Origin of the sequence: Mycobacterium dioxanotrophicus (assembly GCF_002157835.1) — a bacterium.
Taxonomy (GTDB): Bacteria; Actinomycetota; Actinomycetes; order Mycobacteriales; family Mycobacteriaceae; genus Mycobacterium; species Mycobacterium dioxanotrophicus.
Genome location: NZ_CP020809.1, coordinates 584410 through 609950, shown reverse-complemented (window position 1 = coordinate 609950; position 25541 = coordinate 584410). Strand labels below are relative to the sequence as shown.

Sequence of the window (25541 nt, the reverse complement as noted above, 5' to 3'; positions counted from 1 at the left end):
CACTTGATCAACGATCAAGACGTCAGGTTTCGAGGAGCAGCGGCGTGGGACTGGACCGGGAACAGGTGGTCGCGGCAGGCCTTGCGGTGCTCGACGACATCGGGCTCGATGCGCTGACCATGCGAAAGGTAGCCAATCACCTTGGCGTGCAGCTCAATACCGTGTACTGGCATGCAGCGAGCAAGCCCGCCCTACTGGCGGCCATGGCCGATCTGATGCTCGCAGGCTGCGCCGACGAACCACTTCCGCAGCAGTGGCAGGACCGGTTGCGCGAGCTGGCACACCGCTACCGCACGGCGATGCTCGCGCACCGCGACGGCGCCCGCGTGGTCGCCGGAACGTTCCCGGTCGAGCCCCGCACACTCGAATTGGGCGAGGCATTCGTCTCGACTCTGCTCGCCGGCGGCATCCAGCCGTGCAACGCCGCATGGTCGGCCTGGGCCATCGCGTACTACACGATGGGTATTACCCAGGAACAGCAGGCATATCATGCGCTGGACCGGCCGGTACGCCTCGCCGACGCGGTAAGCCCAGACCGCTATCCCGCACTGGCGCAAGTCGCCGAGTTCTTCGGCCCAGGAGACTTCGACCAGCGCTTCGACTTCGGGCTCGACCTGCTGATCGCCAACCTGCTCGGGCGGTGAGCTACGGCTCCTTCGCCAGCACGTTGATCGTGTGGAACGTGGGATCGCTTGCGCCGTGCAGCTTTCCGCCACCGTCGGCGATCTCGCGCAGATAGGTGATGATGTCCGCGTCGATCCGCTCGCCCGGCAGCAGCGCCGGAATACCCGGCGGGTAACTGGCGATCGACTCGCAGGAGATCCGTCCTGCGGCGTCCTCCACCGCCACCTGCTCGGCCTCGCCGAGGAACGCCTCGCGCGGCGGGATCGCCACCTCGTAGCCCAGCGACGCGGCAGGCGGCACGATCAACGGGGTGTCGCCCGGCACCTTGAGCCGCTTGACCACCTCTTCGACATCGCCTGCCACCCGCAGCAGGTTCGCGGTGGATTCGCCGAGGCCGATCACCAGCACGATGGTGGCGTGCAGCGGCAGCTCGACATGCACGTCGTAGCTCTGCCGCAAGGCGTCGGCGATCTCGTAACCGGTACGGCCGGTGTGCCGCACGTCGAGCACGATGCGCAGCGGGTCATAGCCCGTCACGCCCATCCGGCCGACCATCGACTCGTCGACCAGGTCGATCCCGTCGATGCTCTTGAGCTTCTCGCTGGCCAGCCTGATGGCCACCAGCGTTTCGCTCAGCAGCTGCTCACCGTGCATGACCAGTTGGCGTCGTGCCGCGTCGAGCGAGGCCATCAACAACGACGACGGACTGGTGGACCGCAGCAACCGCAGCGCCCGGGCGACCGCGCCGATGTCGACCCGTCCGGTGTCGGCGATGTGCAGCATGGCGGCCTGGGTCAGCGCGCCGGCAATCTTGTGCGTGCTGGTCAGCATGGCGTCGGCGCCCTGCGACAACGCCGTCGGCGGCAGCGCGTCATGGAAGCCGAAATGCGGGCCCCACGACTGGTCGACGATCAACGGCACACCGCGCGAGTGCGCCGCCTTCGCCAGACCCACGATGTCGGCGGCCATGCCGAAATAGGTGGGCGACACGATGAACGCGGCTCTGGCGTCAGGCGCGTTGTCCAGCGCCGCGGCCAGGGACTCCGGTGTCACGCAATGCGCGACGCCCAACACGTCGTCGTACTCGGGCGCCACGAAGCTGGGGATGCCGCCGGAGAGCACCAGCCCGTCGACGATCGAGGCGTGTGAATTGCGTTGCGCCACAATACGAGTGCCCAGCGGCGCCAGCGCCAGGCACAGCGTGTGGTTGCCCTGCGTCGCGCCGTTGGTGAGGAAGAACGACCGCGCCGCACCGAACGCCTCCGCCGCGAGCCGCTCGGCCTCGACGTACGGTGACGGCTGCGGCCCGATGTCCACACCCCAGAGCCCCAGTGGCACATCCGAAGCGAGGGCGTCGATGCCGATCGCCTTGACCAGCGCGGGATCCGCGCCGGGACCGCCCTTGTGACCCGGCGTGTGATAGCGGGCCGCGCCGCGGAACGAATACGCCAGCACCGCGTCGAGATACGGCGCGTTCGGCTGCTCAGCGGCGCCCATCAGGTCCCACCCTTCGCTTCGGCGAACTCCTCGGCCGCCTCCCGCGGCACCACGATGACCGGGACCGGGGCGTGCCGGACGATCTTGGTGGCCCGCGATCCGATGAAGACCCGTGCGACGGGACCCGTTTCACTCGACCCGATCACCAGCACTTCGCCGGGCTCCCATTCGATGCTCTCGAAGGCCTCGTCCCAATCGCGTCCGTGCCCGAGCACGATTTCCGGCCGGGAAGCCTGCGGCCCGCCGCCCGATGACAGCGCCTTCTCGGCGGCGGCGTAGATGTCTTCGGTCCACTCCGCCAGCACCGCGCCGTGCTCGTCGCGGAAGCGCGCCGTCTCGGGGGGCGAGAGGTGAACGGCGAAGGATGCCAGCCGCAATTGGCACCCGTACTCCGCTGCCATCGCGCGCGCTGAGACCAGCAGCAAGGAACTTTGTTCACCACCGGTGAAGGCCAGCGTGATCCGGCTGATCTTCTTGCCGGAGGACCGGAACCCACGGGGAGCCACCGCGACCGGCAGGTGCGAGCTGTGCAGCAGCCGGTCGGCCACACTGCTCAACGAGATGTACCCGAACTGACCCGAATCCGATGATCCGGTGACGATCACGCTGGCCTGGTGCTGCGAGGCGGCCTCCAACAAGCCGGCGGACGCCGACTTCGCGTGGACCGTGACGAATTGCGCTGCCACGTCGGCGTCCAGGTCCTCGCGGGCCTGGGCGACGGCGGTGTCGACCAGTTCGTCGATGTAGGCGCGGTACCCCTGGTCGGCCCGGGACAAGCCCGGCGTCCACGGTGCCGGGATGACCACGCACACCAGCACATCCTCGCCGCTGGTTCGCGACAGCATGCCCGCCAGGCTGAGCACCGCCTTGGCCCGCCGCTTGAGCGGATACCCGACGAGGATGGTCATGGCTGGGGCTCCTCCTTCGTCGCGTCCAGCCCGACGTGCTCGTGTCTGCCCAGATGTGAGTGACTGCGGGCGTAGACGAAGTACCACACCAATGCCAGACCCACCCAGATCACGAATACGTAGATGGTCACGGTCCGCAGGCTCGCGATGATCCACAACGCACCGAGGACCGACAGGATCGGCGTGATCGGATACAGCGGCACCTTGAACGTGCGGGGCAGTTCCGGCGCGCGGCGGCGCAGCACGATGACGCCGATGGACACCGTCACGAAGGCGGCCAGGGTGCCGACGCTGGTCATCTCTGCGAGGAAGTTGATGGGGATGAAGCCCGCGAGGATCGCGATGACGACCGCCACGATGATGGTGTTGGGAACGGGGGTGAGGGTCCGCGGGTTCACCCTGTGGAAGATCGGCGGGATCATGCCGTCACGCGACATCGCGAACAGGATGCGGGTCTGCCCGTATACCGACACCAGCGTCACGCTGAAGATCGAGATGATGGCGCCTGCGGCCAGTACGGTGCCCGGCCACGACTGTCCGGTGACGTTCTCCAGGATTTTCGCCAGTCCGGCTTCCTGACCGTCGAATTCGCCCGACGGCTGGGCGCCGAGCGCGACCAGGGCCACCAACACGTACATGACCGTCACGGTGATCAGCGAGATCATGATCGCCAACGGGAGGTTGCGATGCGGGTTCTTGGCCTCCTCACCCGCGGCGGCCACGCCGTCGAGGCCCACGAAGGTGAAGAAGATGATGCTCGCCGCCGTGGTGACGCCGCCGATGCCGTGCGGTGCGAACGGTTGCATGTTGTCCGTGTTGAAGCCCTGGATGCCGATCAGGACGAACATCACCAGCACGGCGAGCTTGATCGCGACCATGATCGCGTTGGTCTTGGCCGACTCGCTGACGCCGCGGATCAGGAGCACCGCACACATCAGGATGAGGATGATGGCGGGTACGTTGCAGATGCCGCCCTCCTCGGGGGCGTTGGACAGCGCCGCGGGCAGTTGGAAGTGGAAGACGTTGAGCAGGAACTGGTTGACGTACTGCGACCAGCCGACGGCGGTGGCCGCACCGGCCACACCCCATTCCAGCAACAGACACGCGCCGACGCCGAGGGCCACCACTTCGCCGAGCGTCGTATACGCATACGAGTACGACGAGCCGGCCACCGGGACGGCGCCCGCCAGTTCGGCGTAGCACACGGCGGTCAGGCCGGCGACGACCGCGGACAGCACGAACGACCACAGCACGGCGGGGCCTGCGATGGGCACCGCCTGGCTGAGGATGAAGAAGATGCCGGTGCCGATGGTGCCGCCGATGCCGATGGCCGACAGGCCCCATAGCCCGATACTTCGCTTGAGCTCGCTCTTTCCGGTGTCAGCACCCGTTTCGGCGTTGATCATGCCCACCGGTTTGCGGCGCAGGGCCTGCTCTGTGAGAGATGCCACGAGTCCTCCTCAGTAGACGCCGTTGTCTGACTAGCTGCTGCTACGTGGTCGGCCGCCGGCTGGGTGAGCAAGCGTCCCGGCGGTCAGGCTACGACTGCGCTGTTCACTGGACGGCCGTTATGCAACAGTGGTGCGATATTGTCGGAATCGGTGCCCACGTCGTGGCGTCGAGCCGGCATCGCCGGCCGAGGAGTTGGCGGTGACTATACCCGCCTGGCGCTCGCCAAATGGCTTGGCGCGGGTGATGATCAGGCCGGCAGCGGCGGATTCGCCATCGATTGCGAGGCTTTGGCCAGGGCGGCCCGGTCGACACTGAACAGGTCGGCGATGGCATCGAGGATCATCGATTCCATCATCGGGACCGTCATCTCGTAGAGCCCGAGCAGCGTCTGGATGGCCAAACCGTCGGTGAGAGCGACGATCCGGGTGACGGCGTCGTCGACATTGCCGTTCGACTGCAGCACCCCGCGCGCGATCCCGTCGTTGATGCACTCGGTGAACAATGTCCGCCAGAGGTTCATGATGCGGTGAATGTGCTTGCGTAACTCGCGATTTCGCGTGCTGGCCGCATAGAACTCGACCCACAGCCCCCAGGCCATGTCGAAATCCTCGTCGGTGACGATGAACCGCGCCAGCCGCGCGATGCGGACCAGTGGCTCGTCGTCCTCGGTGACGCAGCGGCGCCAGCCGTCCCGGCTCTGCTCGGCGGACGCGCGGAAGGTTTCCAGCACCAGGCGGTCCTTGGTGCGGAAGTAGTGCTGGATCAGTCCGACGGAGACGCCGGCCTCCTCGGCCACGTCAGCCAACCGGGTGGAATCCACCCCGTTGGTCACGATCACCCGCGCAGTCGCGGCGACGATGGCCGCGCGGCGGGCGTCCATGTGTTCGGGGTTGGACGCCCGAAACCGAGCCGTCGACGCCGACTGCGAGGGGCGAAATGCTTCTGACATGGGATGACGCTATAATATGTCGAAATTATTAACAAGAGTTTGCGCCATGGCACCTCAGGGAGCGCCCATGCGTCACTCGTCACCGCCGGGTGCCCCGAACCCCGAAACATAAAGTGGCACGGACTTATTGGACGCTAAAGCGTCCTCCGGCCGGTGACTTTTGCCAGACTCGTCAAGCCCGGCGAATACCCGGGCCCAGGTGATGGGAGGGCCGTTGAGCTCCACCGAACCGATCGACCACGATCACGCTCCGTACGCCGACGCGATGCGCGCCTACGGCGAGGGCGACTGGGTGCGGGTGCACGTGCCCGGCCACATGGGCGAACCGAAGCGCCACCCGCTGCTCGCGGAGTGGTTCGGCGACCGGGTTCTCGAACTCGACGTGCCGCCGCTGATCGAAGGCGTCGACATCACGCCGGACCCCACCCCCATCACACAGGCCCAGCGGCTGGCCGCCGACGCCTGGGGCGCCGCCAGGACCTGGTTTCTGACCAATGGCGGGTCCCAGGCCAACCACCTCGCGGTGATGTGCGCACGCCAGCTCGGCCGGACCCTGGTGGTGCAGCGCAGCGTGCATTCCAGCGTGGTCGACGCCCTGGTGCTGGCGGGCCTGCGCTCGGCCTTCGTCCACCCGTCGGTCGACGACCACCTCGGCATCGCGCACGGCGTCACGGCCGCCGACCTGTCCGCCGCGCTCGACGCGAATCCCGACGCCGCCGCTGCGCATCTCATCACACCCAGCTACTTCGGCTCGGTCAGTGACGTCGCCGCGCTGGCCGAGGTCGCGCACGACCACGGCGTCCCGCTCATCGTCGACGAGGCCTGGGGCGCGCACTTCGGCTTCCACCCGGCGCTGCCGGCCAATGCCCTCTCCAAGGGCGCCGACCTGGTGTGTTCCAGCACCCACAAGCTCGGCGGCAGCCTCACGCAATCGGCGATGCTGCACCTGGGCGCCGGGCCGTTCGCCGAGCAGTTGGAGCCCATGGTGGTCCGCGGCCTGCACACTGTGCAGTCGACGTCGACCAGCGGCATCCTGCTGGCCTCCCTCGACCTGGCCCGCCGCCAATTGGCCACCGGGCAGGCCCGCATCGGCGACTCGATCGCGGTCGCCGACGAGATCCGCGCCCGGGTCCGGGCCCACGGCCGGTTCCGGATCGCCAGTGACGACTTCCTGAAGTTCCCCGACGTGGTGGCGGTCGATCCGCTGCGGGTGGCCATCGACACCTCGGCGGGCGGCATCAGCGGCGTCCGGGCCAGCAAGGTGTTGATCAATGAGCACAAGATCCACGTCGAGGTGGCGACCGGCGCGGCAATCGTGATGGTGATCGGCGCCGGGTCCGCGCCGGACGTGGACCGCATCGTCAACGCGCTGCACGCACTGCCGGAGGAGAACGGCGGCGGCGAGGACCACTCCACGTTGAAGGTTCCGCCGCCCGGCGAAAGCCGGATGACTGTGCGCCAGGCGTTCTTCTCGCCCGTCGAGGTGGTCGGAGTCGACGCCGCCGTGGGACGCGTCAGCGCAGACACGCTCGCCGCCTACCCGCCGGGCATCCCCAACGTGCTGCCGGGCGAGGTGATCACCTCCGAGCTCATCGACTTCTTCCGCGGCACGACCGCTCATGGCGGCTACGTTCGCGGCGCCGTCGACCGCGCGGTGACCGGCTTCCGCGTGGTCGCCGACGAGCACGCCCAACAGAACTGGAAGGAACCATGACCGACGTCATCTACCGCAATGCGGTCATCCACACCGTCGACCCCGACCGGCCGACCGCCTCGGCCGTCGCCGTCACCGGTGACCGCATCACCGCGGTCGGCGACGACGCCACCATCTCGGCCCTGGCCGGCCCAGCCACCCAGATCGTCGACCTCGGCGGCCGGCTGCTACTGCCGGGATTCGTCGACGCGCACAACCACCTGCGGCTCGGCTCGGACGTCGCCAGCGCCCAGTTGGCCGGTGCCGCCACGCTCGACGAGGTCTACCGCCGGCTGACCGCGTGGATCGCCGCCAATCCCGATGCGTCGTGGATCGAGGGAGAAAGCCTGGACTACAGCGCGTTCCCGGCCGGCCAGATGCCCACCGCCGCCGACCTCGACGCCATCACCGGCGACAAGCCCGCGTTCGTGCTGACCTACGACGTGCACACGGTCTGGCTCAACACCGCGGCGCTGCGGTTCCTCGGCATCACGCGGGATCACACCGAACTGCCGTTCGGCACCGCGAAGCTCGACCCGGTCACGGGCGAACCCACCGGATTCCTCACCAACTTCGCGGTCAAGGGGCTGGCCCGCGACGGCCAGCGCGCGATGGCCGACTTCCTACCGTGGGCTTCGGAGGACCGCCGCTACGGGCGGCTGCTGTCGAGCCTCGACATGGCCATCGCCAACGGGCTGACGACCGTCGTCGAACCGCAGAACTCGCTCGACGACATCGGCCTGTTCACCCGGGCCCGCACCGAAGGACGGTTGAAGTCACGGGTGATCGCCGGGCTGTTCCATCCGCGCGGCACCCCGGCGTCGGACCTCGCCGACTTCGCCGCGGCGATCACGCAGTATCAGGACGACCAGTTCCGGCTCGGGCCGCTCAAGCTCTACATCGACGACGTCGTCGAACCGCACACCGCCGCCCTGCTGGAGCCCTACTACAACGAGCCGGGCAACCGCGGGGCCACCTATTACGAGCCGACGGAGTTCGCCGAGGTGCTGACCGGCCTGGACGCGGCGGGCTTCCAGGCCTTCGTGCACGCGACCGGTGACCGCGGCATCCGCACAGTGCTCGACGGGGTCGCGGCGGCCCGCGCCGCCAACGGCGCCCGCGACGCGCGGCATCAGATCGTGCACGTCGAATGCCTGCATCCCGACGACGTGGCCCGGTTCGCCGAGCTGGGGGTGGTGGCCTGCATGCAGCCCCGTCACGGCGCCCCGGACGTCGCCGGGCCGGGCAAGGACTGGGCGGAGGCCATCGGGCCGGAACGTTCCGAGCACGCCTGGGCGTTCCGCAGCCTGCAGCAGGCCGGCGCGGTGCTGGCGTTCTCCAGCGACTGGACCGTCGCCGAGATGGATCCGCTGTCGCACCTCTACACCGCGGTGACGCGGCGGGGCCGCGGCGACACCCCGGCCTGGGTGCCCGAGCAGGGCATCACCCTGGACGAGGCGGTGTACGCCTACACCATGGGCAGCGCCTACGCGAACTTCTGCGAGGACAACCGCGGGTCGATCACGCCGGGCAAGTACGCCGACTTCGCGGTGGTTTCGGACAACATCTTCGCCGGGCCGCCCGAGGCCATCCGCGACGCGCAGATCGACCTGACGATCGTGGGCGGCGAGATCGTGTTCGACCGCTCCCGGTGATGCCGAGTTCGACGAAAACGTCATAAATCCCCGACGGGCACGACGTTTTCGTCGAACTCGCGGCTCGTGCTACGCGCGCAAGGCCTCGGCGACCTCACGCGCGGCCCGGGTGCCCGACTCGATGGCCCCGTCGAAGAAGCCCGCCCACAGGTTCGCGATATCGCTGCTCGCGAGGTGCACGGCGCCTTCGGGGCGCTGCAGTTCGGCCTGCCCCTCGGCGTATTGGCCGGGACGCTGGATGAGCCACGTCTCACCCGCGTACTCGTCGTTGTTCCAGTCGTGCGCCGCGATCTCAAGCACCTCGAGGTCGTCGCGCCATGCGCCGAGGGCCTGTTGCACGGCCTCGATGCTCGTGACATCGATGCGTGTCCCGTCGGCGCCGAACGCGACGAGCACGGCGTCCTCCTCACGCACGAACTCGGTGCGCACCACCGACAGCGGGTGGTCCTTGGTCGAGTAGGCGAAGAACGGCTTGATCGGGCCCTTCACCCGGATCCACAGCTTGACGCCCTGCGAGGCCGTGCCCTGCTCGCTGATCGCCCGCTTGACGGGCGACAGCGGCGGCTCGATGTCGAGCTTGTGCAGGATGTTGAGCGGCAGCGTGACCACGACACGGCGTGCGCGCAGCGTCTCGCCGGACGCCGTGTGCACGGTCGCGCCCGACTCGTCGTGCTCGATGCGGGTGACGGGCGTGCTCAGCCGGATGTCGCCGGCGATGTCCCCCGCGATGGCCTTGGCCAGCTGATCGTTGCCGTCGGCGAGGCGGTAGATGGCGGTCGCCTCGTGCATGACCTCCCACGCCCCCGACGTGGCCGCGGTCCAGCGGATCGCGGCGCCGAAGCCGACCTGGTCCAGCGGCCCGTTGCAGTGCCCGACCCACGCGGCCTCGTTGGCCTGCCGCTCGGCATCGGGAAGGTTCAGGGCGTCGAGCGCTTCGTCGAGCGTGCGAGTATCGGCTTCCCGGAAAGCCTCACTCGTCGCGACCTGGTCGGGCCGGGGGATGATCTTGCCGCTCTCCCCCACCAGCGCCCGCATGCCGGGGTCGATGAGCTTCATGAAACCGGCGAGGTCGCCGCGCTGCACCTCGCCGTTGGCGAACCAGTACGTCTCCTCGGAGCGGGGGCCACGGTCGGCGCGCAACCCGTACCGGTTGACCTCCGACCACACGTGCGGCTGCACCCAGTGCATCCAGTTGCCGCCCAGCTCGAGCTTCACGCCGAGACGGTCGTCGGTGTAGAGCCGGCCGCCGATCCGGTCCCGGGCTTCGAGCACCGTGACGGTCAGGCCCGCGCGTCCCAGCTCGCGAGCCGCCGTGAGGCCCGCAAGGCCCGCTCCGACGACGATGACATCCACGGCATCCGTTCCGTTCCCCATGGCGAATCCTCTCTGCTTGGTTGCTCGGCCGCTGCGCCGGCGCGTCCTGTGACGGTAACCGCGGGGCACGCCCAGGAATACTGTCCGCATTGATAAATTCAAGGGTTGAATCATCAGTGCGGATAAGGCTCCGACGTACCAGAATGGCGACATGGCCGCGACTCTCACCCTCGCCGCGCTGATCGCCGACCCGATCCTCGATACGAGCGTCATCGCGGGCGCGTCGGGCCTCGACCAGCCGGTGCGCTGGGCGCAGACCAGCGAAATGGCCGATCCGTGGGCCTGGCTCGGGCCGGGCGAGCTGCTCATGACCGTGGGTCTGAGCCTGCCCGAGGATGCTGCGGGGCAGCGCCGGTTCGTCCAGCGCGCGTCGGCGGCCGGGATCGTCGGCATGACCGTCGGCGAGGACGGCATCACGCCCCCGCTCACGCAGGCGATGCGCGACGAGGCCGACGCCTGCGGCTTCCCCATCCTCTCGACGGGCCCCACCACGCCGTTCGCTGTCATCGCCCGCACGGTCGCGGCCGCGAACGCGAGCGAGCAGTCCAAGAGCGTGCTCGTCCTCTCGCGGCTCTATCAGGCTGCGGCACAACAAGATCCAGACGCCAAGCGGTCGGGCCGATGGGTCACCGACCTGTGCGACGCAAACGTCGCCGTCGTCGACTCCGAGACCGGGGCGACCGTCATCGGCGACGGGACCCTGGTGCAGGACGGGCTGCGGTCGCACGCGCTCGGCACCGTGCGGCCCACCCGCCTCGTGGTCGGGGCCGGCAGCACTCTCGACGCGCTGACCCTCATCCACCTCAAGCAGATCCTCACGGTCGACGCCAACGCGCTGCTGCAGCAGGCGCTCGCGCAGGTCGCCGCCGGCGAGGCGCAGCTGCGGCTCGCGCTCAGCGGCGGCATCGGCAAGCACGACATCGACGGCGGCGCCTGGCTCGCATCCGATGGCGTGTTCCGCGTCGTCGCCGCCCCCGAGGCCGGGTACGAACGCCTGACGCTCGCGGTCGCCCTGGCCGGCGCGCGTCCGCTGCTGACGCGCTGGAAGGGCGCGACCATCGCGATCGCCAGCGGCGCGGACCTCGACCGGCTGCGCACGACGCTGCAGGAGCTGGGACACCCGGGCGGCTCGTCGACCGAGCAGACGACGTTCGCCGATCTGCCCGGTGCGATCGACGAGGCGCTCACCGCGTTGTCCGACGCGGTCAGCGCGCAGGAGCCGTGGAGCACGTTCCGCGGCGCGCGCGTCGCGCTGCTGACGCGGTCGCGGTCGGAGAGCATGCGGGTGGTCGCCGACGTGCTCGGCCCGCTCGCCGAGGACGATCAGGAGAGCCTGCGGTCGTCGCTGTTCGCCCTGCTCGAGCACGATCTGAACTGGCAGGCCACGGCCGATGATCTCGGCATCCACCGACAGACGCTCGCCTACCGCCTGCGGCGGGTCGAAGCGCTCACCGGGCGCAGCGTGCGCCGGGTGTCCGACCTCTCGGAGCTCTGGCTTGCCCGGGCCGCCTGGAACGCACTGAGCGCCTGACCGCGCTACAGGATCTCAGAACCGCTCGTCGATCAAGGCAAGCCGCTGCGCCGCCACCGCGAGCGCGGCTTCGCGCGGTGTCACACCGTTGGCCTCGGCATAGTCGAACATGTTGTCGCTCAACGTCTTCATCCGGTCGGCGATCTTCGCGAACGACTGCTCGGCGCTGCCGTCGATGTCGCCGAAGAACACCCACCACCACCACGCGTTGGTGGCCGAATTGGCGACGAAGTCCGGCGACACGGTGACACCGCGAGCCGCCAAGCTGGCTTCGGCGTCGGGCAGCACCGGCATGTTGGCCGCCTCGACGATGAGCTTCGCCTGCACTTCGGCCTGGTTGGAATCGTCGATGCAATAGGACATCGCGGCGGGCACGAGCACGTGGGCGGACACGCTCAACCAGTGCTCGGCCGGTAGCTGGATGTCACCGTCACGCAGCTGGCTGCGGTCCATGCCGCCGGTGGCGTCGCGGGTGAGCAGCAGGCGCTCGACGTCCAGGCCCGCCGGATTGGCCACCACACCGTGTACGTCGACGATGCCGACAATCCGCACCCCCGCCTGCGCCAGGTAGCGGGCCGTCGCTCCGCCCATCGAGCCGAAACCCTGTACGACAGCCCGGGTTTCGGCTGGCAGCAGACCCAGGCGCGCCATCGCCGCCAACGCCGCCTGCGCGACGCCGTAGCCGCCCACCAGCTCGTCGAGCTTGACCCCGTCGACCACACTGCCGAACGCGGTCTTCATCCGGGCGTCGGCGGCCGCCTTGTCGTCGATCACCTGGTAGGCGGCCTCGATCGAGCTGGTCAGCCCGATCGCCGCGATACCGCGGTCCACCGCGTCCTGGCGGACCCCGAAATCCTCGCCCATGGTCCAGCGCTGCGCGATCAGCGGCTTCATCGCGGCCAGATACCGGAACAGCACCTGCTCGGCGTCCGGGCTGTACGGGTCGAAATCGATGCCGCCCTTGGCCCCGCCCAGCGGGACGTAGCGGGCGCCGTCCTCGTAGTGCATGGCCTCTTTGAGGGTCATGCCCTGCGCCAGGCCGCGGACCTCGGAGAGCGTGCAGCCGGCCCGCATCCGCAGGCCGCCGCTGCTGATGCCGCGGACCAGCCGGTCGATCACCAGGTAGCCCTTGGCCTGTGTGACCGGATCGGTCCAGGTGACCTCGAAGAAGGAGTCAGCCATCGCTCATGCCTTCGCGAGCCGCGCGAGCACCTCGTCGGCGGCGCGCCGACCGGAGCGGATGGCGCCGTCGACATGCATGAGCCCGATGCCGGCGATGTCCGAGCTGGCGAAGCTCAGCGGGCCGATCGGCCGGCGCATGTCCGGCCCGAACCGCACCAGCCCGCCGGGGCCGAAGGTGGGCGAATACGCGCCGCGGGTCCACGGGTCGGCGTGCCAGCTGCTTTCCGCGAAATCGATGGGGTCGAGGGCCTGCGGGCCGAAGTAGGCCGCGAAGGATTCCAGGACGGCAGCCCGCCTGCCCTCGGCGTCGAGGCGGGCGACCCGGTCGGCGGCCGAGGCGACGATGAAGCCGATGAGCACGCCTTCGCGGCCGTCGGGCAGCGTGTTGTCGTACACCTCGTGCACGGTGAGCTCAGGGCCGAACCCGGTGCCGGACAAGCCCTCGTCGCGCCAGAACGGCCGCGGGTAGAACGCCTGCACCTTGATCACCAGGCCCTGGGTGAAGTTCTCGTCCATGGTCATCCGCCAGGACGGCAACGCCGGGTCAAACCGTATGCCCGACAACAGGTTCGGCGGTACCGCCAGGATCGCGGCGCGGGCCGCGACGGTGCCGTCTTCCGTTTCCACCGCCACCGCGTCGTCCGACCAGCGCACGGCGCGCACCGCGCTGTCGAGCCGCACGCGGTCGCCCAACCGTTCTGCGAGCCGCAGCGGAATCTGGCTCAGCCCGCCGACCAGGCGGCTGTTGAGCACCTCGTCGGCGTCGGCGAGGTGGCCAACGCCGCCGCTGGTAGCCGCCAGCCACGCCGCCGCCAGCACCGAGAACTGCACGGTGTCCTTGGTCATGAACGCGGCGACGATCTTGCCCACCGCGGCGACCGCCTCCGGGTGGCCGCTCTGCGCCCACAGCCACGCGTCGAACGTGGTGCCGTCCAGCTCGGCGGCCTGCGGATGCTTCCACGGATCATCCGGGTCCACCTCTTTGGTGATCCGATCGAGGGCTTCGAAGAGTCGATCCACCGCGGCGACACCTTCGACGTCCAGCGGTAACTGCTCGTGGGCGTGCGTCTTCCGTCGCCCATCGGTGCCGACATACACGTCGGCGCCGCCCCTGGGCCGGACGAACTCCTCGATGCCCAGCTCTTTCGCCATCGCGAGCGCCGCGTCCTGGTAGGGCGCCAGCCACTGCCCGCCCATCTCGACGTAGCGGCCGTCGCGCTGCTCGGTCAGCAGCCGGCCACCGACCCGATCGCGCGCTTCCAACACCACGACGTCGTGTCCGGCGTCCACGAGGGTCTTGGCTGCGGTCAGTCCGGCGGCACCGGCCCCGACGATGACGACATCAGTCTGTTCGGCCATGCCGCGCACCATATCCCCGCGCAGGACCGCGTGAATGGCGTTGGAGCGCAATAGTATCGGCCTACTTGCCGGCTTCAGACAAAAACCCCGCCACCTGCATCGGCAGGCGCGGGGTTCATGGCGGTGGCGGAGGGATTTGAACCCTCGGACGGGGGTTACCCGTCACACGCTTTCGAGGCGTGCTCCTTAGGCCGCTCGGACACGCCACCGTGTGGCAGCTTACCGAACGCCGGCCGATGGCCCTAATCCGCTCGCGAGCGTGAAGAAGATGGCGAAGATCGGCCGGAAATTCGCGATCCTGTTCACGCTCGGCAAGCGTTTACCGCTGAGCCGAGAAGAAACCCTCCAGCAGCGCCGCGCACTCGTCGGCCAACACCCCGCCGACCACCTCGGGGCGGTGGTTGAGCCGCCGGTCGCGCACCACGTCCCACAGCGAGCCCACCGCCCCGGTCTTGGGTTCCCACGCGCCGAACACCACCCGCGCGACCCGGGCCAGAACCAGGGCTCCCGCGCACATCGTGCAGGGCTCGACGGTCACGGCCAGGGTGGCTCCTTCGAGCCGCCAGCCGTCACCGAGCACCTGCGCGGCGGCCCGCATCGCGACGATCTCGGCGTGGCCCGTCGGGTCGCCGGTGGCCTCGCGGACGTTCGCGGCGCGGGCCAGCTCGGTGCCGTCGGCCGCGACGACGACCGCGCCGATCGGCACGTCGCGGGGACCGGCCATCCCGGCGGCGTCCAGCGCGGCACGGATCAGGCGTTCGTCAGACGAAGTCACCGATTGAGTCGGTCGAGCACCGCCGACAGCTCGTCGGCGAAGCCCATCTCCCTGGCGATGCGGCCGAGTTGCTCGTCGGCGTACAGATCGGTCTCGTCGAGGATGACGCCCAGCACCGCCTCGGGCAGCCCGACATCCGAGAGCAGGCCCAGGTCGCCCTCTTCGAAGGGGTCGGCGTCGTCGAGATCATCGGGGTCGATGTCGGCGTCGAGCGTCTCGAGCACTTCAGCGGCGATGTCGTAGTCCAGCGCCGCAGTGGCATCCGAGAGCAGCAGCCGGGTTCCCGCGGGCGCCGGACGCACGATGACGAAGAACTCGTCGTCGATGTCCAGCAGCCCGAAAACACACCCCGAGCTGCGCAGTTCCCGCAACTCGGTCTCTGCGGCGGACAAACTGTTCAGTGAGGCCGAACGCATCGGCGCACACCTCCATTTGCCCTCCTCACGGACGACGGCCACGCCGAACCCGTCTGGCAGGTCCGCCGGCGCGCGCTGTGCTCCCATGTGCGCCTACGGTAGTCGCCGACCAGCGATTTTGACCAGGCATCACTGTCCACCTCTGCATGAGGGTGTGCCAATCTTGGTAGGTGACAAACACACCCGTATGCGTGGTGGGACTCGGACTTATCGGCGGCTCGCTGATGCGGGCGGCTGCGGCCGCCGGCCGCGAGGTGTTCGGCTACAACCGTTCGGTCGACGTGGCCCGGGAGGCCCGGTTCGACGGATTCGACGCCAGCGAGAATCTCGACGCGACCCTGCACCGCGCCGCCGAGAGCAATGCCCTGATCGTGCTCGCGGTGCCCATGCCCGCGCTGCCGATCATGCTGGCCCACGTCCGCGACAGTGCACCGAACTGCCCGCTGACCGACGTGATCAGCGTCAAAGGCGCTGTGCTGCAACAGGTTCAGAAGTTCGGACTGTTGGACCGCTTCGTCGGTGGGCATCCCATGGCAGGCACCGCGCACTCCGGATGGGCGGCGGGTAACCCGGCGCTGTTCGTCGGTGCGCCCTGGGTGGTCAGCGTCGACAGCCACGTCGACGCCGAGGTGTGGGCGCAGGTCACCAAGCTCGCGCTGGACTGCCACGCCGTGGTGGTTCCGGCCTGCTCGGAGGAGCACGACGCGGCGGCCGCCGCCATCTCGCATCTGCCGCATCTGTTCGCCGAGGCGCTGGCGCTGAACGCCGGCGAGGTGCCCCTGGCCTTCGCGCTGGCGGCAGGCTCGTTCCGGGACGGCACCCGGGTCGCAGCCACGGCCCCGGACCTGGTGCGGGCCATGTGTGAGGCGAACGCGGAACAACTGATGCCGGCCCTCGAGCACGGCATCAAGCTGCTCACGCAGGCCCGCGACAGCCTGGCCGCCACGGGCTCACTGGCCGACCTCGTCGAGAGTGGCCATGCCGCCCGGATGCGCTACGACAGTTTCAGCCGCCCGGAGATCGTCACCACCGTCGTCGGCGCGGAGAACTGGCGCGACGAGCTGGCCGCCGCGGGCCGCGCCGGCGGCGTGATCAGATCCGCTCTGCCAGTCCTGGGTAGTCGAGGATGAATCCGTCCGAGTCGACGGTGATGGTGGTCTCGGACACCGGCGAGAGCAGTTCGATGCCCGTCGGTGTGCCGGTGTAGGTGATGTTCGCCGCCTCCACCGAGAGCTCGGGCAGCCGGACGTAGACCACCGGCAGCGTCACCGACTCGTTCGTCAGGTGCAGGCCGGTGCGCCGGATCGGCAGCGCATTGAAGAACGGGCTGAAGATCACATCGACGTCGAGCGCGCCGTCGTAGCTCGACCGCTTGGTCTGGTTGTGATCCTGGACCAGCCACATGTTCTCTTCGTCGCGCGCGATGGAGAGCTGGCGCTCGCGTTCCGCGAGGGTGACGGTGAGGGAGAGCCGTTTCGTCGCACCCGTCTCGTCGGTCACCAGATCGTATGACGCCGCGAACGCGGGGTGAGACGTGGTGGCAGCGGCCACTATTCGCCCGTTGGCCTTGATGCGTTTGCCCGTCAGCTGCACCCGTACCCACTCCATGCGCGGTACGTCGTGCGCTCGCCACGTCAGAACGGCCGGCCACGCGGATGCCGGCTCGACGGACTGCTCGTCAGTGCGTTCGGCTTCACTCACCCGTCTACCGTATGCGACGGACTGCCGCCTTCGTGGGCGAGTCCCGAACTCCCGCGCGTTGCTGTGGGTCGCGATTCGAGCGCCACCTCGTCGCCGAGCAACGGCTGGGGCATCTCCCCCGGGCCGCCGCCCCAACGCCGCATCCGACCGGTACCGGGCACCGACAACCACACGGCAAACGCCAGCGCCGCATCGAGGATCAACGCCAGCGCCGTCACCATGAGCGCACCCACGAGGGCGATGTGGAACTGCCGCACCTTGATCCCGTCGATGAGATACCGGCCCAGGCCACCGAGACTGGCGTAGGCCGCGACCGTAGCCGTCGCGACCACCTGAAGCGTCGCGGTGCGCAGCCCGCCCAGGATCAGCGGCAGCGCGTTGGGCACCTCGACCCGCAGCAGCACCCGGCTTTCGGTCATCCCCATCGACCGGGCGGCATCCACCACGGCCGGGTCGACATTGGCGATCCCCGAGTAGGCCCCGGCCAGCAGCGGCGGTATGCCCAGCAGCATCAGGGCCACCGTCGGCGGAACCAGACCCAGCCCCCACAGCAGCACACCGAGCAGCAGCACACCGAGCGTGGGCAGGGCGCGCAGCGCGTTCACCCCGGTGACGACCAGGAAGGTGCCGCGGCCGGTGTGCCCGATCAGCAGGCCGATCGGAACCGCGATCAGCACCGAGAACACCACCGCGATGGCGGTGTACTGCAGGTGTTCGACGATGCGGGCGGTGAGCCCCGCGGGTCCGCTCCAGTTTGCCGCGGTGAAGATGAAGGTCAGTGCGTGTTGCAGGAAGTTCATGCGGCCGCCTTGGCGCGGGGGGTGCGGGATTGACGCGTCCACGGTGTGATGGCCTTGCCCAGCACCATGATCAGGGTGTCGATGACGACGGCCAGCACGAAGATCGCGATGATCCCGGCCACGATCTGGCTGCTCTTGTTGGCCTGATATCCCTCGGTGAACCAGGTGCCCAGCCCGCCGATCCCGATCACCGAGCCCACCGAAACCATCGAGATGTTGGTGACCGCGACCACCCGAAGACTCGCGATGAGCACCGGGATCGCCAGGGGTAGTTCGACTTTGACGACCCTGACCCACGGCCGGTAGCCGACCGCGGTGGCCGCGTCCAGCACCTCCGCCGGCACGGCATCCAGCGCTTCGGGCACCGCCCGCACCAACAGGGCGGTGGTGTAAAGGGTCAGCGCCACAATGACATTGGCTTCGTCGAGGATGCGGGTGGGGATGATCAAGGGCAGCACCACGAACAGTGCCAACGACGGAATGGTGAAGATGATGCTGGCGACGACGGTTGTCAACCGTCGTACCGTGGTGGTCCGCTGCACCAGCGCGCCCAACGGCACGGCGATCAGCAGGCCGAGGACGATCGGCACCAGCGACAGCCGCAGGTGGATCACGGTGAGCGCCCAGGCCTTGTCGAGATGGGTCAACAGGTACGTCACACCGCTACCCGACCTTCGGTACGCGACGCTGTTTCTTCAGGGCCTCCAACACGTCGTCGGCCCGAATACCGCCCAACAGCCGGCCGTCGTCGTCGACCGCCACCCCGAGTCCCGACGGCGAGGACAGCGCCGCGTCGAGCGCGAGCCGCAGGCTGCCGTCGGGCCGGAAGAACGAGCCGCCCCCGACGCTGCTGTCATACAGCGTGCTTCCCTTGCGGTGCACCTCGACTCCCTCGGCGTTGATCCACGCGTACGGCTTGCCGTCGGCCCGCAGCACCAGTGCCCACTCGCCAGGAGCCAGTTGCAACGCGTCGATATCGGCCTCGGCGACTTGGCGGATATCGTGCAGTGGCAGCCCGGTCGCCTTGAAGAACTGCAGCCCGCGGTAGCCGCGGTCGGCGCCGACGAAGCCCGACACCAATTCGTTGGCGGGATTGGACAATACGAACGCCGGATCGGCGTACTGCTGCAGCACGCCGCCCCTGCCGAACACCGCGACCTTGTCGCCGAGTTTGACCGCCTCGTCGATGTCGTGCGTGACGAACACGATGGTCTTGCGCAATTCGCTTTGCAGCCGCAGGATTTCGGTCTGTAGCTCCTCGCGTACCACGGGGTCGACGGCACTGAACGGCTCGTCCATCAGCAGGATGGGCGGATCCGCCGCGAGCGCCCTGGCCACCCCGACCCGCTGCTGCTGACCGCCCGACAGCTGGGCCGGGTAGCGGTTGGCGAGCTTGGGATCCAGACCCACGCGCTCGAGCACGCCGAGCGCGGCTTTGCGTGCAGCGCGCCGGGTTTCACCCTTGAGCACCGGCACGGTGGCCACGTTGTCGACGACGCGCTGATGCGGCATCAACCCCGCGCTCTGGATCACGTAGCCGATACCGAGGCGCAGTTTGACCGGATCCACCTTGGTGACATCCTCGCCGTTGACGGTGAGAGTGCCTGACGTCGGCTCGATCATCCGGTTGATCATCCGCATCGACGTGGTCTTTCCACAGCCCGATGGTCCGACGAACGCGGCCAGCGTGCCCTCGGGAACGTCGAGCGTGAGGTCGTCGACGGCCACGGTGCCGTCCGGATACCTCTTGGTGACGTTGGTGAACGTGATCATCGAAGCCCTCTGCTCTTCGCGCAAGCGCTCATCGACCCACCGGCCGATCGAATCCGTTGTCCTTGATCCACTTTCCCGCCGCTTCGTCGGGGTCCACGCCCTTGTTGCCCTCGACGGCGGTGTTGAGTGCGATGAGTGCGTCGGTGGTGAGCTTCGCCGACACCGCGTCGAGCACGGTCTTGAGCTCATCGGACATCTTCTGCGAGGCCACCAGCGGTACGACGTTGGCGGCCAGGAACGTGTTCTTCGGATCTTCGAGCACCACCAGATGGTGCTCACCGATGGCCGGTGAGGTGCTGAAGATATTGGCGGCCGTGGTGGACCCGTTGGTCAGGGCCTGCACGGTGGCAGGACCGCCGCCGTCACTGATCGCGACGAAATTGGCGGGCGCGATGTCCAATCCGTATTTCTCCTTCAGCCCCACCAGCCCGGTCTGCCGCGTCTGAAACTCCGACGGGGCACCCACTTTCACCTCGGCCGAATGCGTGGCCAGGTCGGCGATCGTCTTGAGGTTCCAGCGGGCAGCGGTCTCGCCGGTGACGGCCAGGGTGTCCTTGTCCTCGGCGGGCGACGGGTACAGGATCGACAAATCCCCGGGCAGCGCCTTGAGCAGCCCGATCAACACCGCGTCGGAGGTGGTGGCGGTGGTGTTCTTGTCGAAGTACTGCAGCAGGTTGCCGGTGTATTCCGGGATCAGATCGATCGAGTGGTCCTGTACCGCAGGTACATACGTTTCCCGGCTGCCGATACCGAACTGCCTGCCGACCTGAAAGCCGTTGGCTTCCAGTGCCTGGGCATAGATCTCGGCGATGATCTTGGATTCCGGGAAATCCGCCGAACCGACGACGATCGACTTCAGATCACCGGATATCTGTCCGCCGCCCAGCGGATTCGCGCTGCCGCAGGCCGTGAACACCGGCACCATCAGGGTGAGCAGAACGGCGAGCACTGCCAGGGTTCGATGCTGCATGCGAACGTCCTTCCGACGGCTGCAGCCGAATCCGATGACCTCGGCCGGCTTTCCTGACCCTAACCGCAGGGCCGACATGCTGCCGGTCTTTACCGTCCGGTTGTTTGCTTTGCCGCCGATACGGGCAAAGATACAAACATGACCAGCGATCTGCCTGCATCGCCCGATCAGCCGGAACCGAAGCCCGCGTCCACGGCCCCGAAGCCGGACTCGGCCAAGTCAGCACCGGATGTGCCCAAGTCACAACCGCCTGCGGCGGCCAAATCGCAGCAACCGGCGGCCCCCAAGTTCACCCGGGCCGGTGCCCTCTGGTCAGCGCTGATCGTGGGTTTCCTGATTCTTATCGTCCTGCTGATTTTTATCGCGCAGAACACCGATCCGGTCGATCTGGCCTTCCTCGGTTGGCGGTGGTCGCTGCCCAAGGGAGTGGCCATTCTCGGGGCCGCCGTGGGCGGCGGCCTGCTGACGGTGGCGGCGGGCACCGCCCGGATCTTCCAGCTGCGCCGAACGGCGAAGAAGAATCTGAAGGCTGCGTTGCGCAGCTGACGCTCAGCGCAGTGCGGCAAGCCCCGACGCGATCGCCGGGGCCACGGCCGCGCCGACACTCGAGCTGCCGTCGGCTTCGGAACCCTGGCGGTGGCGGAAATCGATACCTGCCGCGATGATCGCCGCCTTGAAATAGGCCAGCGCCAGGTAAAAGTCCCAGTGCGCCAGATCCTGGCCGGACTGCACCGAATAACGGTTCGCCAGCTCGTCGGCTGACGGCATCTGAGGCGAGCTCCACGCGGCTTCCATGCTCAGGATCAGGTTGAACATCGGGTCGCGGTACACGCACATCAGCGCCGCGTCGGACAACGGATCGCCCAGCGTCGAGAGTTCCCAATCCAGCACCGCGAGAACCTTCGTCGGGTCCTGGGCGGCCAGGATGGTGTTGTCGATGCGGTAGTCCCCGTGCACGATCGAGTTGCGGCTCTGCGCGGGTAGGGACTCGGACAGTGCCTGGTGCAGCCGTTTGACGTCGGCGTCGCGCGGGTCGTCCGGCAACCTGACCAGATCCCACTGCGAACCCCACCGCCGCACCTGGCGTTCCAGATATCCCGCGGGCTTACCGAAGTCGCCGAGCCCGACCGCGTCCGGATCCACGGCGTGCAGGTCGGCCAGCACCCGGATGAGGGCATCGACACTGTCGCTGACCACTGCCTCGTCGCCCAGCGCGGCCAGCTCCGAAGCGCTGCGCACGACGAGTCCCTCGACGTGCTCGACCATCTGGAACGGGGCGCCGAGCACCGAATCGTCGTTGCTCATGGTCACCGCGCGGGCCACCGGCACCGCGGTGTCGGCCAACGCGGCGACCACCCGGTATTCGCGCGCCATGTCGTGCGCCGACGGGGTCAGCCCGTGCAGCGGCGGCCGCCGCAGCACCCACTTCGAGGCGTCATCGGCGACGAGGAAGGTGAGATTGGACCGGCCGCCGGCGATCAGTTCCGCGCGCAGCTCACCGGTGCGGGCAATGCCCTCGGCCCGCAGGTGGCGATCCAGGGCAACGAGATCGAGGCCTTCCAGAGATGTCACGGGATCTGTTTACCACCGTGCTCATTGCTCTTCGCGCGAGCGCTCATCGGACTATTCCGCGGCAGCAGATCCCATACATGCTCACTGCCGTTGACCGAGGCGACCGCCAATTTGCCGTTGCGCGACGACAGCAGCCGGGTCACCGAGGCGTAGTCGACGTGAAAGGACAGCAGCCGCTCGGTACCCAGGATCTGGTGCAGCAGCACGTTGATCACCCCGCCGTGGCTGAACACCGCCACGGTCTGGTCGTGGTCGCCTGCAGCCACCAGATCTGCGACGGCAGCCGCGATGCGCGCGGAAAAGGCCTCCTCGTCGACACTGCTCGGCAGGTGCCCGCTGGCCAGCCTGGCCAGTTCCTCAGGGTTCTCCTTGGCGATCTCCTCGATGGGCACATAGTGCGACAGGTCCCGGTCGTACTCGGCGAGCCGATCGTCGACGTCGATCGTCAGCCCCAGCGCTGCGGCGACCGGCTCGGCGGTCTGCACGGCCCGCAGTTGCGGGCTGCTCACCAACCGGGAAATCGGGAAGCGAGCCAACGCAGCGGGCAGCCGGTTCGCCTGCTCGACCCCGGCCTCCGACAGGTGCGGATCGGAACCTTGACCGGGCTCGCTACGCAGAGGCAGCGCATGACGGACCAGAAGCAGTTGCACCGTGACACCATATGGCCGCATGGGATACGCCGACGAACTGTTCGACCTGACCGATCGGGTGGTGCTCGTCACCGGTGGCAGCCGCGGGCTGGGCCGCGAGATCGCGTTCGGCGCGGCACGCTGCGGAGCCGACGTGGTGATCGCGAGCCGCAATCTGCAGTCCTGTGTGGCGACGGCAGAGGAGATCACCGCCGAGACGGGCCGCAGCGTGTTTCCCTACCAGGTCCACGTCGGCCGGTGGGATGAGCTCGACGGCCTCGTCGACGCGGTCTACGAACGGTTCGGCAAGCTCGACGTACTGGTCAACAACGCCGGCATGTCACCGCTGTACGCGTCGCTGTCCTCGGTGACGGAGAAGCTGTTCGATGCGGTGTTCAACCTCAACCTCAAGGGCCCGTTCCGGTTGTCGGCGTTGATCGGTGAGCGCATGGTCGCCGATGGCGGTGGTTCGATCATCAACGTCAGCTCGTCCGGATCGTTGCGTCCGGACCAGTACATGCTCCCGTATGCCGCGGCCAAGGCCGGGCTCAACGTCCTGACCGAGGGGCTGGCGAAAGCCTACGGGCCGACGGTTCGCGTCAACACCTTGATGGCAGGCCCGTTCCTCACCGATGTCAGCAAGGCGTGGGACATGACCGGCGAGCCGTTCGGGCACCTGGCCCTGCAGCGCGCCGGCAGTCCGGACGAAATCGTCGGTGCCGCAGTATTTTTGATGTCGGACGCGGCGAGCTTCACCACCGGATCGATCCTGCGTGCCGACGGCGGCCTGCCCTAGGGCGTGATGATGTCGAAGTCCGGGTCCGGCCGGTCCAGCACCGCGACGAGCGACGGCAGCGCGTCGGCGTCACCGGTGATCTCCAGGCCTGGCGATGCCGCGTCGCCTGCCGCGAAGGTCAACAGCCGCAACTTGTTCGCCAGGGTGACGGTGGCCTGAGCGGTGGCCGGATCGGCAGTCACCTTGCGGTAGACCAGAACTCCGTTGCGCAGGGTGAGCCGGTAGTTGTCTCCCGTGTCGGTGAAGGTGATGTCGACGGCGACGTCGAGGTCCCAGGCTCGTGGGCCGTTGACGCTGATCGCGAAGGTGTCGAACATCTGCTCGGGTGTCAGCTGCGCCAGCATCGTGGGCGACGTGGTCTGGGTCGGTGTACCGAATTTGCCGTCACGCAGTTCGGTGGCGCCGGACAGGAAGAAGTTGCGCCAGGTCGCGTTCTCCGCGCCGTAGGCCAGTTGCTCCAGGGTGTCCGCGTACAGCTCCCGGGCCCCGGCATGGTTCTCCTCGGTGAACATGGCGTGGTCCAGAAGTGTTGCCGCCCAACGGTAATCACCGTCATCGAAGGCCTGTTGCGCCAAGTGGACGACCCGGTCGATGCCGCCGATGGCTTCGACGTAGCGCGGCGCGATGGCCTCGGGCGGATGCGGCCACAACCGGCCCGGGTTGCCGTCGAACCAGCCCATGTAGCGCTGGTAGACCGCTTTGACGTTGTGGTTCACCGAACCGTAGTAGCCGTGGGTGTTCCACGCCGCCTCCAGCGCGGGCGGCATCTGGAACTGTTCGGCGATCTCGATGCCCGTGTAGCCCTGGTTGAGCAACCGCAGCGTCTGGTCGTGCAGGTAGGCGTAGAGATCGCGCTGCAGGGACAGGAATTCCACGATGTTGTCGCGGCCCCAGGTCGGCCAGTGGTGCGACGCGAACACCACGTCGGTGCGGTCGGCGAAGGTGTCGATGGCCTCGGTCAGATAGCCGGACCAACCGTGCGGGTCGCGGACCAGCGCGCCGCGCAGCGTCAACAGGTTGTGCAGGTTGTGGGTGGCGTTCTCGGCCATGCACAGCGCCCGGAACTTCGGGAAGTAAAAGTGCATCTCGGCGGGCGCCTCGGTGCCGGGCGCCATCTGGAACTCGATCTCGATGCCGTCGATGGTGTGGATTTCCCCGGTTTCCCGGATGTCGACGGTCGGCACGATCAGGGCCACCTCACCGGTCGATCCGGCCTGCCCCAGACCACACCCGACCTGCCCCTGCGGTCCACGGGCCAGCGCCAAGCCGTACATGTAGGCCGCGCGGCGGGCCATCGCGGTTCCGGCGTAGACGTTCTCCTGCACGGCGTGCTCGGTGAAGTGTTCGGGGGCGATGATCGCCACCTTGCCCGCGTCGACGTCGGCCTGATTGGTCACGCCGAGCACGCCGCCGAAATGGTCGACGTGGCTGTGGGTATAGATAACAGCGCTGACCGCACGATTTCCCCGGTGAGCCCGATACAGCGCGAGCGCGGCCGCGGCGGTCTCGGTGGAGATGAGCGGATCGATGACGATGATGCCGGTGTCGCTCTCGATGAAGCTGATGTTCGACAGGTCGAGCCCGCGGACCTGATAGATGCCCTCGACCACCTCGTAGAGCCCCTGTTTGGCGCACAGTTGGCTTTGCCGCCACAGGCTCGGGTGCACGGTGTCGGGTGCGTCCGCGTCGAGGAATCGGTAGGAATCGTTGTCCCACACCACCCGACCGTCGGAAGCCTTGACGACGCAGGGTTCCAGCGCCCCGATGAACCCCCAGTCGGCGTCGGCGAAATCGCGGGTGTCTGGGAAGGGCAACGTGCCGGAACTGGCTTGGTGAGCAGATGTGATGACGGTGGTGGGCGGCTTGTGCTCCATGTCGACGAGCC

24 protein-coding genes and 1 tRNA gene are annotated in these 25541 nt (G+C 68.2%); 7 read left to right on the top strand and 18 right to left on the bottom strand.

All coding sequences use genetic code 11. The annotated features are described in order from the left end of the window. The first annotated feature begins 44 nt into the window (after window positions 1-44). Window positions 45-644, top strand: a complete 600-nt coding sequence (locus BTO20_RS02780; RefSeq protein WP_087073179.1) for a TetR/AcrR family transcriptional regulator C-terminal domain-containing protein — start codon at window positions 45-47, stop codon at window positions 642-644. Between the two features lies 1 nt (window position 645). On the opposite strand, the gene BTO20_RS02775 is transcribed toward BTO20_RS02780, so the two are convergent. The 4 genes from BTO20_RS02775 to BTO20_RS02760 all read right to left on the bottom strand — a co-directional run bounded on the left by BTO20_RS02775 (window position 646) and on the right by BTO20_RS02760 (window position 5430). Continuing rightward, window positions 646-2121 (bottom strand): aminotransferase class I/II-fold pyridoxal phosphate-dependent enzyme, encoded by a 1476-nt coding sequence (locus tag BTO20_RS02775; protein ID WP_087073177.1) that lies wholly within the window; start codon window positions 2119-2121, stop codon window positions 646-648. Beyond that, a complete protein-coding gene (locus tag BTO20_RS02770) occupies window positions 2121-3029 on the bottom strand; it encodes a universal stress protein (RefSeq protein ID WP_087073175.1) in 909 nt (302 codons plus the stop codon). Before BTO20_RS02770 ends, BTO20_RS02775 begins: the two co-directional genes overlap by 1 nt. Next, window positions 3026-4435, bottom strand: a complete 1410-nt coding sequence (locus BTO20_RS02765) for an amino acid permease (RefSeq protein ID WP_198344448.1) — start codon at window positions 4433-4435, stop codon at window positions 3026-3028. Before BTO20_RS02765 ends, BTO20_RS02770 begins: the two co-directional genes overlap by 4 nt. Before the next feature lie 293 nt (window positions 4436-4728). Then, window positions 4729-5430: a TetR/AcrR family transcriptional regulator gene (locus BTO20_RS02760; RefSeq protein WP_087073171.1), complete on the bottom strand. Its 702-nt coding sequence runs from the start codon at window positions 5428-5430 to the stop codon at window positions 4729-4731. A 214-nt stretch (window positions 5431-5644) separates the two neighbouring features. Here BTO20_RS02760 and BTO20_RS02755 point away from each other — a divergent pair, with 214 nt between their 5' ends. Then, on the top strand, window positions 5645-7144 hold the full coding sequence (locus tag BTO20_RS02755; protein ID WP_198344235.1) for an aminotransferase class I/II-fold pyridoxal phosphate-dependent enzyme: 1500 nt from the start codon (window positions 5645-5647) through the stop codon (window positions 7142-7144). Further along, on the top strand, window positions 7141-8778 hold the full coding sequence (locus tag BTO20_RS02750; RefSeq protein WP_087073167.1) for an amidohydrolase: 1638 nt from the start codon (window positions 7141-7143) through the stop codon (window positions 8776-8778). Before BTO20_RS02755 ends, BTO20_RS02750 begins: the two co-directional genes overlap by 4 nt. Window positions 8779-8847: 69 nt before the next feature. Here the strand turns inward: BTO20_RS02750 and BTO20_RS02745 are convergent, their stop codons facing one another. After that, on the bottom strand, window positions 8848-10152 hold the full coding sequence (locus BTO20_RS02745) for a flavin monoamine oxidase family protein (RefSeq protein WP_087073164.1): 1305 nt from the start codon (window positions 10150-10152) through the stop codon (window positions 8848-8850). 151 nt (window positions 10153-10303) lie between these two features. Here BTO20_RS02745 and BTO20_RS02740 point away from each other — a divergent pair, with 151 nt between their 5' ends. After that, complete coding sequence (locus BTO20_RS02740) at window positions 10304-11683, top strand: PucR family transcriptional regulator (protein ID WP_087073162.1); 1380 nt, start codon at window positions 10304-10306, stop codon at window positions 11681-11683. A gap of 15 nt (window positions 11684-11698) precedes the next feature. Here BTO20_RS02740 and BTO20_RS02735 read toward each other — a convergent pair whose 3' ends face one another. The 5 genes from BTO20_RS02735 to BTO20_RS02715 all read right to left on the bottom strand — a co-directional run bounded on the left by BTO20_RS02735 (window position 11699) and on the right by BTO20_RS02715 (window position 15502). Further along, complete coding sequence (locus BTO20_RS02735) at window positions 11699-12865, bottom strand: Glu/Leu/Phe/Val dehydrogenase dimerization domain-containing protein (protein ID WP_087073160.1); 1167 nt, start codon at window positions 12863-12865, stop codon at window positions 11699-11701. Window positions 12866-12868: 3 nt separating this feature from the next. Continuing rightward, on the bottom strand, window positions 12869-14224 hold the full coding sequence (locus BTO20_RS02730; protein WP_087081529.1) for a flavin monoamine oxidase family protein: 1356 nt from the start codon (window positions 14222-14224) through the stop codon (window positions 12869-12871). Window positions 14225-14342: 118 nt separating this feature from the next. Further along, window positions 14343-14433, bottom strand: a tRNA-Ser gene (locus tag BTO20_RS02725). Window positions 14434-14543: 110 nt separating this feature from the next. Continuing rightward, a complete protein-coding gene (locus BTO20_RS02720) occupies window positions 14544-14999 on the bottom strand; it encodes a nucleoside deaminase (protein WP_087073158.1) in 456 nt (151 codons plus the stop codon). Then, entirely contained in the window at window positions 14996-15502 is a 507-nt protein-coding gene (locus BTO20_RS02715) for a tRNA adenosine deaminase-associated protein (RefSeq protein ID WP_064944884.1), read from the bottom strand. Before BTO20_RS02715 ends, BTO20_RS02720 begins: the two co-directional genes overlap by 4 nt. An 83-nt stretch (window positions 15503-15585) precedes the next feature. Between BTO20_RS02715 and BTO20_RS02710 the strand changes: the two genes are divergently transcribed. Then, window positions 15586-16545 carry a prephenate dehydrogenase gene (locus tag BTO20_RS02710; RefSeq protein ID WP_087073156.1) on the top strand — a complete coding sequence of 320 codons (960 nt, stop codon included), beginning with the start codon at window positions 15586-15588 and terminating at the stop codon, window positions 16543-16545. Here BTO20_RS02710 and BTO20_RS02705 read toward each other — a convergent pair. Genes BTO20_RS02705 through BTO20_RS02685 form a run of 5 tightly spaced genes read right to left on the bottom strand, consistent with a single transcriptional unit; the run spans window position 16508 to window position 20659 of the window. Beyond that, on the bottom strand, window positions 16508-17116 hold the full coding sequence (locus BTO20_RS02705) for a putative glycolipid-binding domain-containing protein (protein WP_087073153.1): 609 nt from the start codon (window positions 17114-17116) through the stop codon (window positions 16508-16510). The genes BTO20_RS02710 and BTO20_RS02705 overlap by 38 nt on opposite strands. Beyond that, entirely contained in the window at window positions 17113-17916 is an 804-nt protein-coding gene (locus tag BTO20_RS02700; protein ID WP_087073151.1) for an ABC transporter permease, read from the bottom strand. The genes BTO20_RS02705 and BTO20_RS02700 overlap by 4 nt, the downstream gene beginning before the upstream one ends. Further along, a complete protein-coding gene (locus BTO20_RS02695) occupies window positions 17913-18575 on the bottom strand; it encodes an ABC transporter permease (protein WP_087073149.1) in 663 nt (220 codons plus the stop codon). The genes BTO20_RS02700 and BTO20_RS02695 overlap by 4 nt, the downstream gene beginning before the upstream one ends. 4 nt (window positions 18576-18579) lie before the next feature. Continuing rightward, window positions 18580-19689: an ABC transporter ATP-binding protein gene (locus BTO20_RS02690; RefSeq protein WP_087073146.1), complete on the bottom strand. Its 1110-nt coding sequence runs from the start codon at window positions 19687-19689 to the stop codon at window positions 18580-18582. A 28-nt stretch (window positions 19690-19717) separates the two neighbouring features. Then, window positions 19718-20659, bottom strand: a complete 942-nt coding sequence (locus BTO20_RS02685; protein WP_198344234.1) for an ABC transporter substrate-binding protein — start codon at window positions 20657-20659, stop codon at window positions 19718-19720. A gap of 138 nt (window positions 20660-20797) precedes the next feature. On the opposite strand from BTO20_RS02685, the gene BTO20_RS02680 reads away from it, so the two are divergent. Next, a complete protein-coding gene (locus BTO20_RS02680; protein WP_087073141.1) occupies window positions 20798-21205 on the top strand; it encodes a LapA family protein in 408 nt (135 codons plus the stop codon). Between the two features lie 3 nt (window positions 21206-21208). On the opposite strand, the gene BTO20_RS02675 is transcribed toward BTO20_RS02680, so the two are convergent. After that, window positions 21209-22231: a phosphotransferase family protein gene (locus tag BTO20_RS02675; protein WP_087073139.1), complete on the bottom strand. Its 1023-nt coding sequence runs from the start codon at window positions 22229-22231 to the stop codon at window positions 21209-21211. Continuing rightward, window positions 22228-22881, bottom strand: coding sequence for a histidine phosphatase family protein (locus tag BTO20_RS02670; RefSeq protein ID WP_087081527.1), 654 nt, complete (start codon window positions 22879-22881; stop codon window positions 22228-22230). Before BTO20_RS02670 ends, BTO20_RS02675 begins: the two co-directional genes overlap by 4 nt. A 19-nt stretch (window positions 22882-22900) precedes the next feature. Here BTO20_RS02670 and BTO20_RS02665 point away from each other — a divergent pair, with 19 nt between their 5' ends. After that, the gene (locus BTO20_RS02665; RefSeq protein ID WP_087073137.1) at window positions 22901-23656 is read left to right on the top strand and encodes an SDR family NAD(P)-dependent oxidoreductase; all 756 of its coding nucleotides are present in this window, start codon (window positions 22901-22903) and stop codon (window positions 23654-23656) included. On the opposite strand, the gene BTO20_RS02660 is transcribed toward BTO20_RS02665, so the two are convergent. Next, on the bottom strand, window positions 23653-25530 hold the full coding sequence (locus BTO20_RS02660) for an alkyl/aryl-sulfatase (protein ID WP_087073135.1): 1878 nt from the start codon (window positions 25528-25530) through the stop codon (window positions 23653-23655). The two genes, BTO20_RS02665 and BTO20_RS02660, sit on opposite strands and share 4 nt — an antisense overlap. Window positions 25531-25541 lie beyond the last annotated feature (11 nt).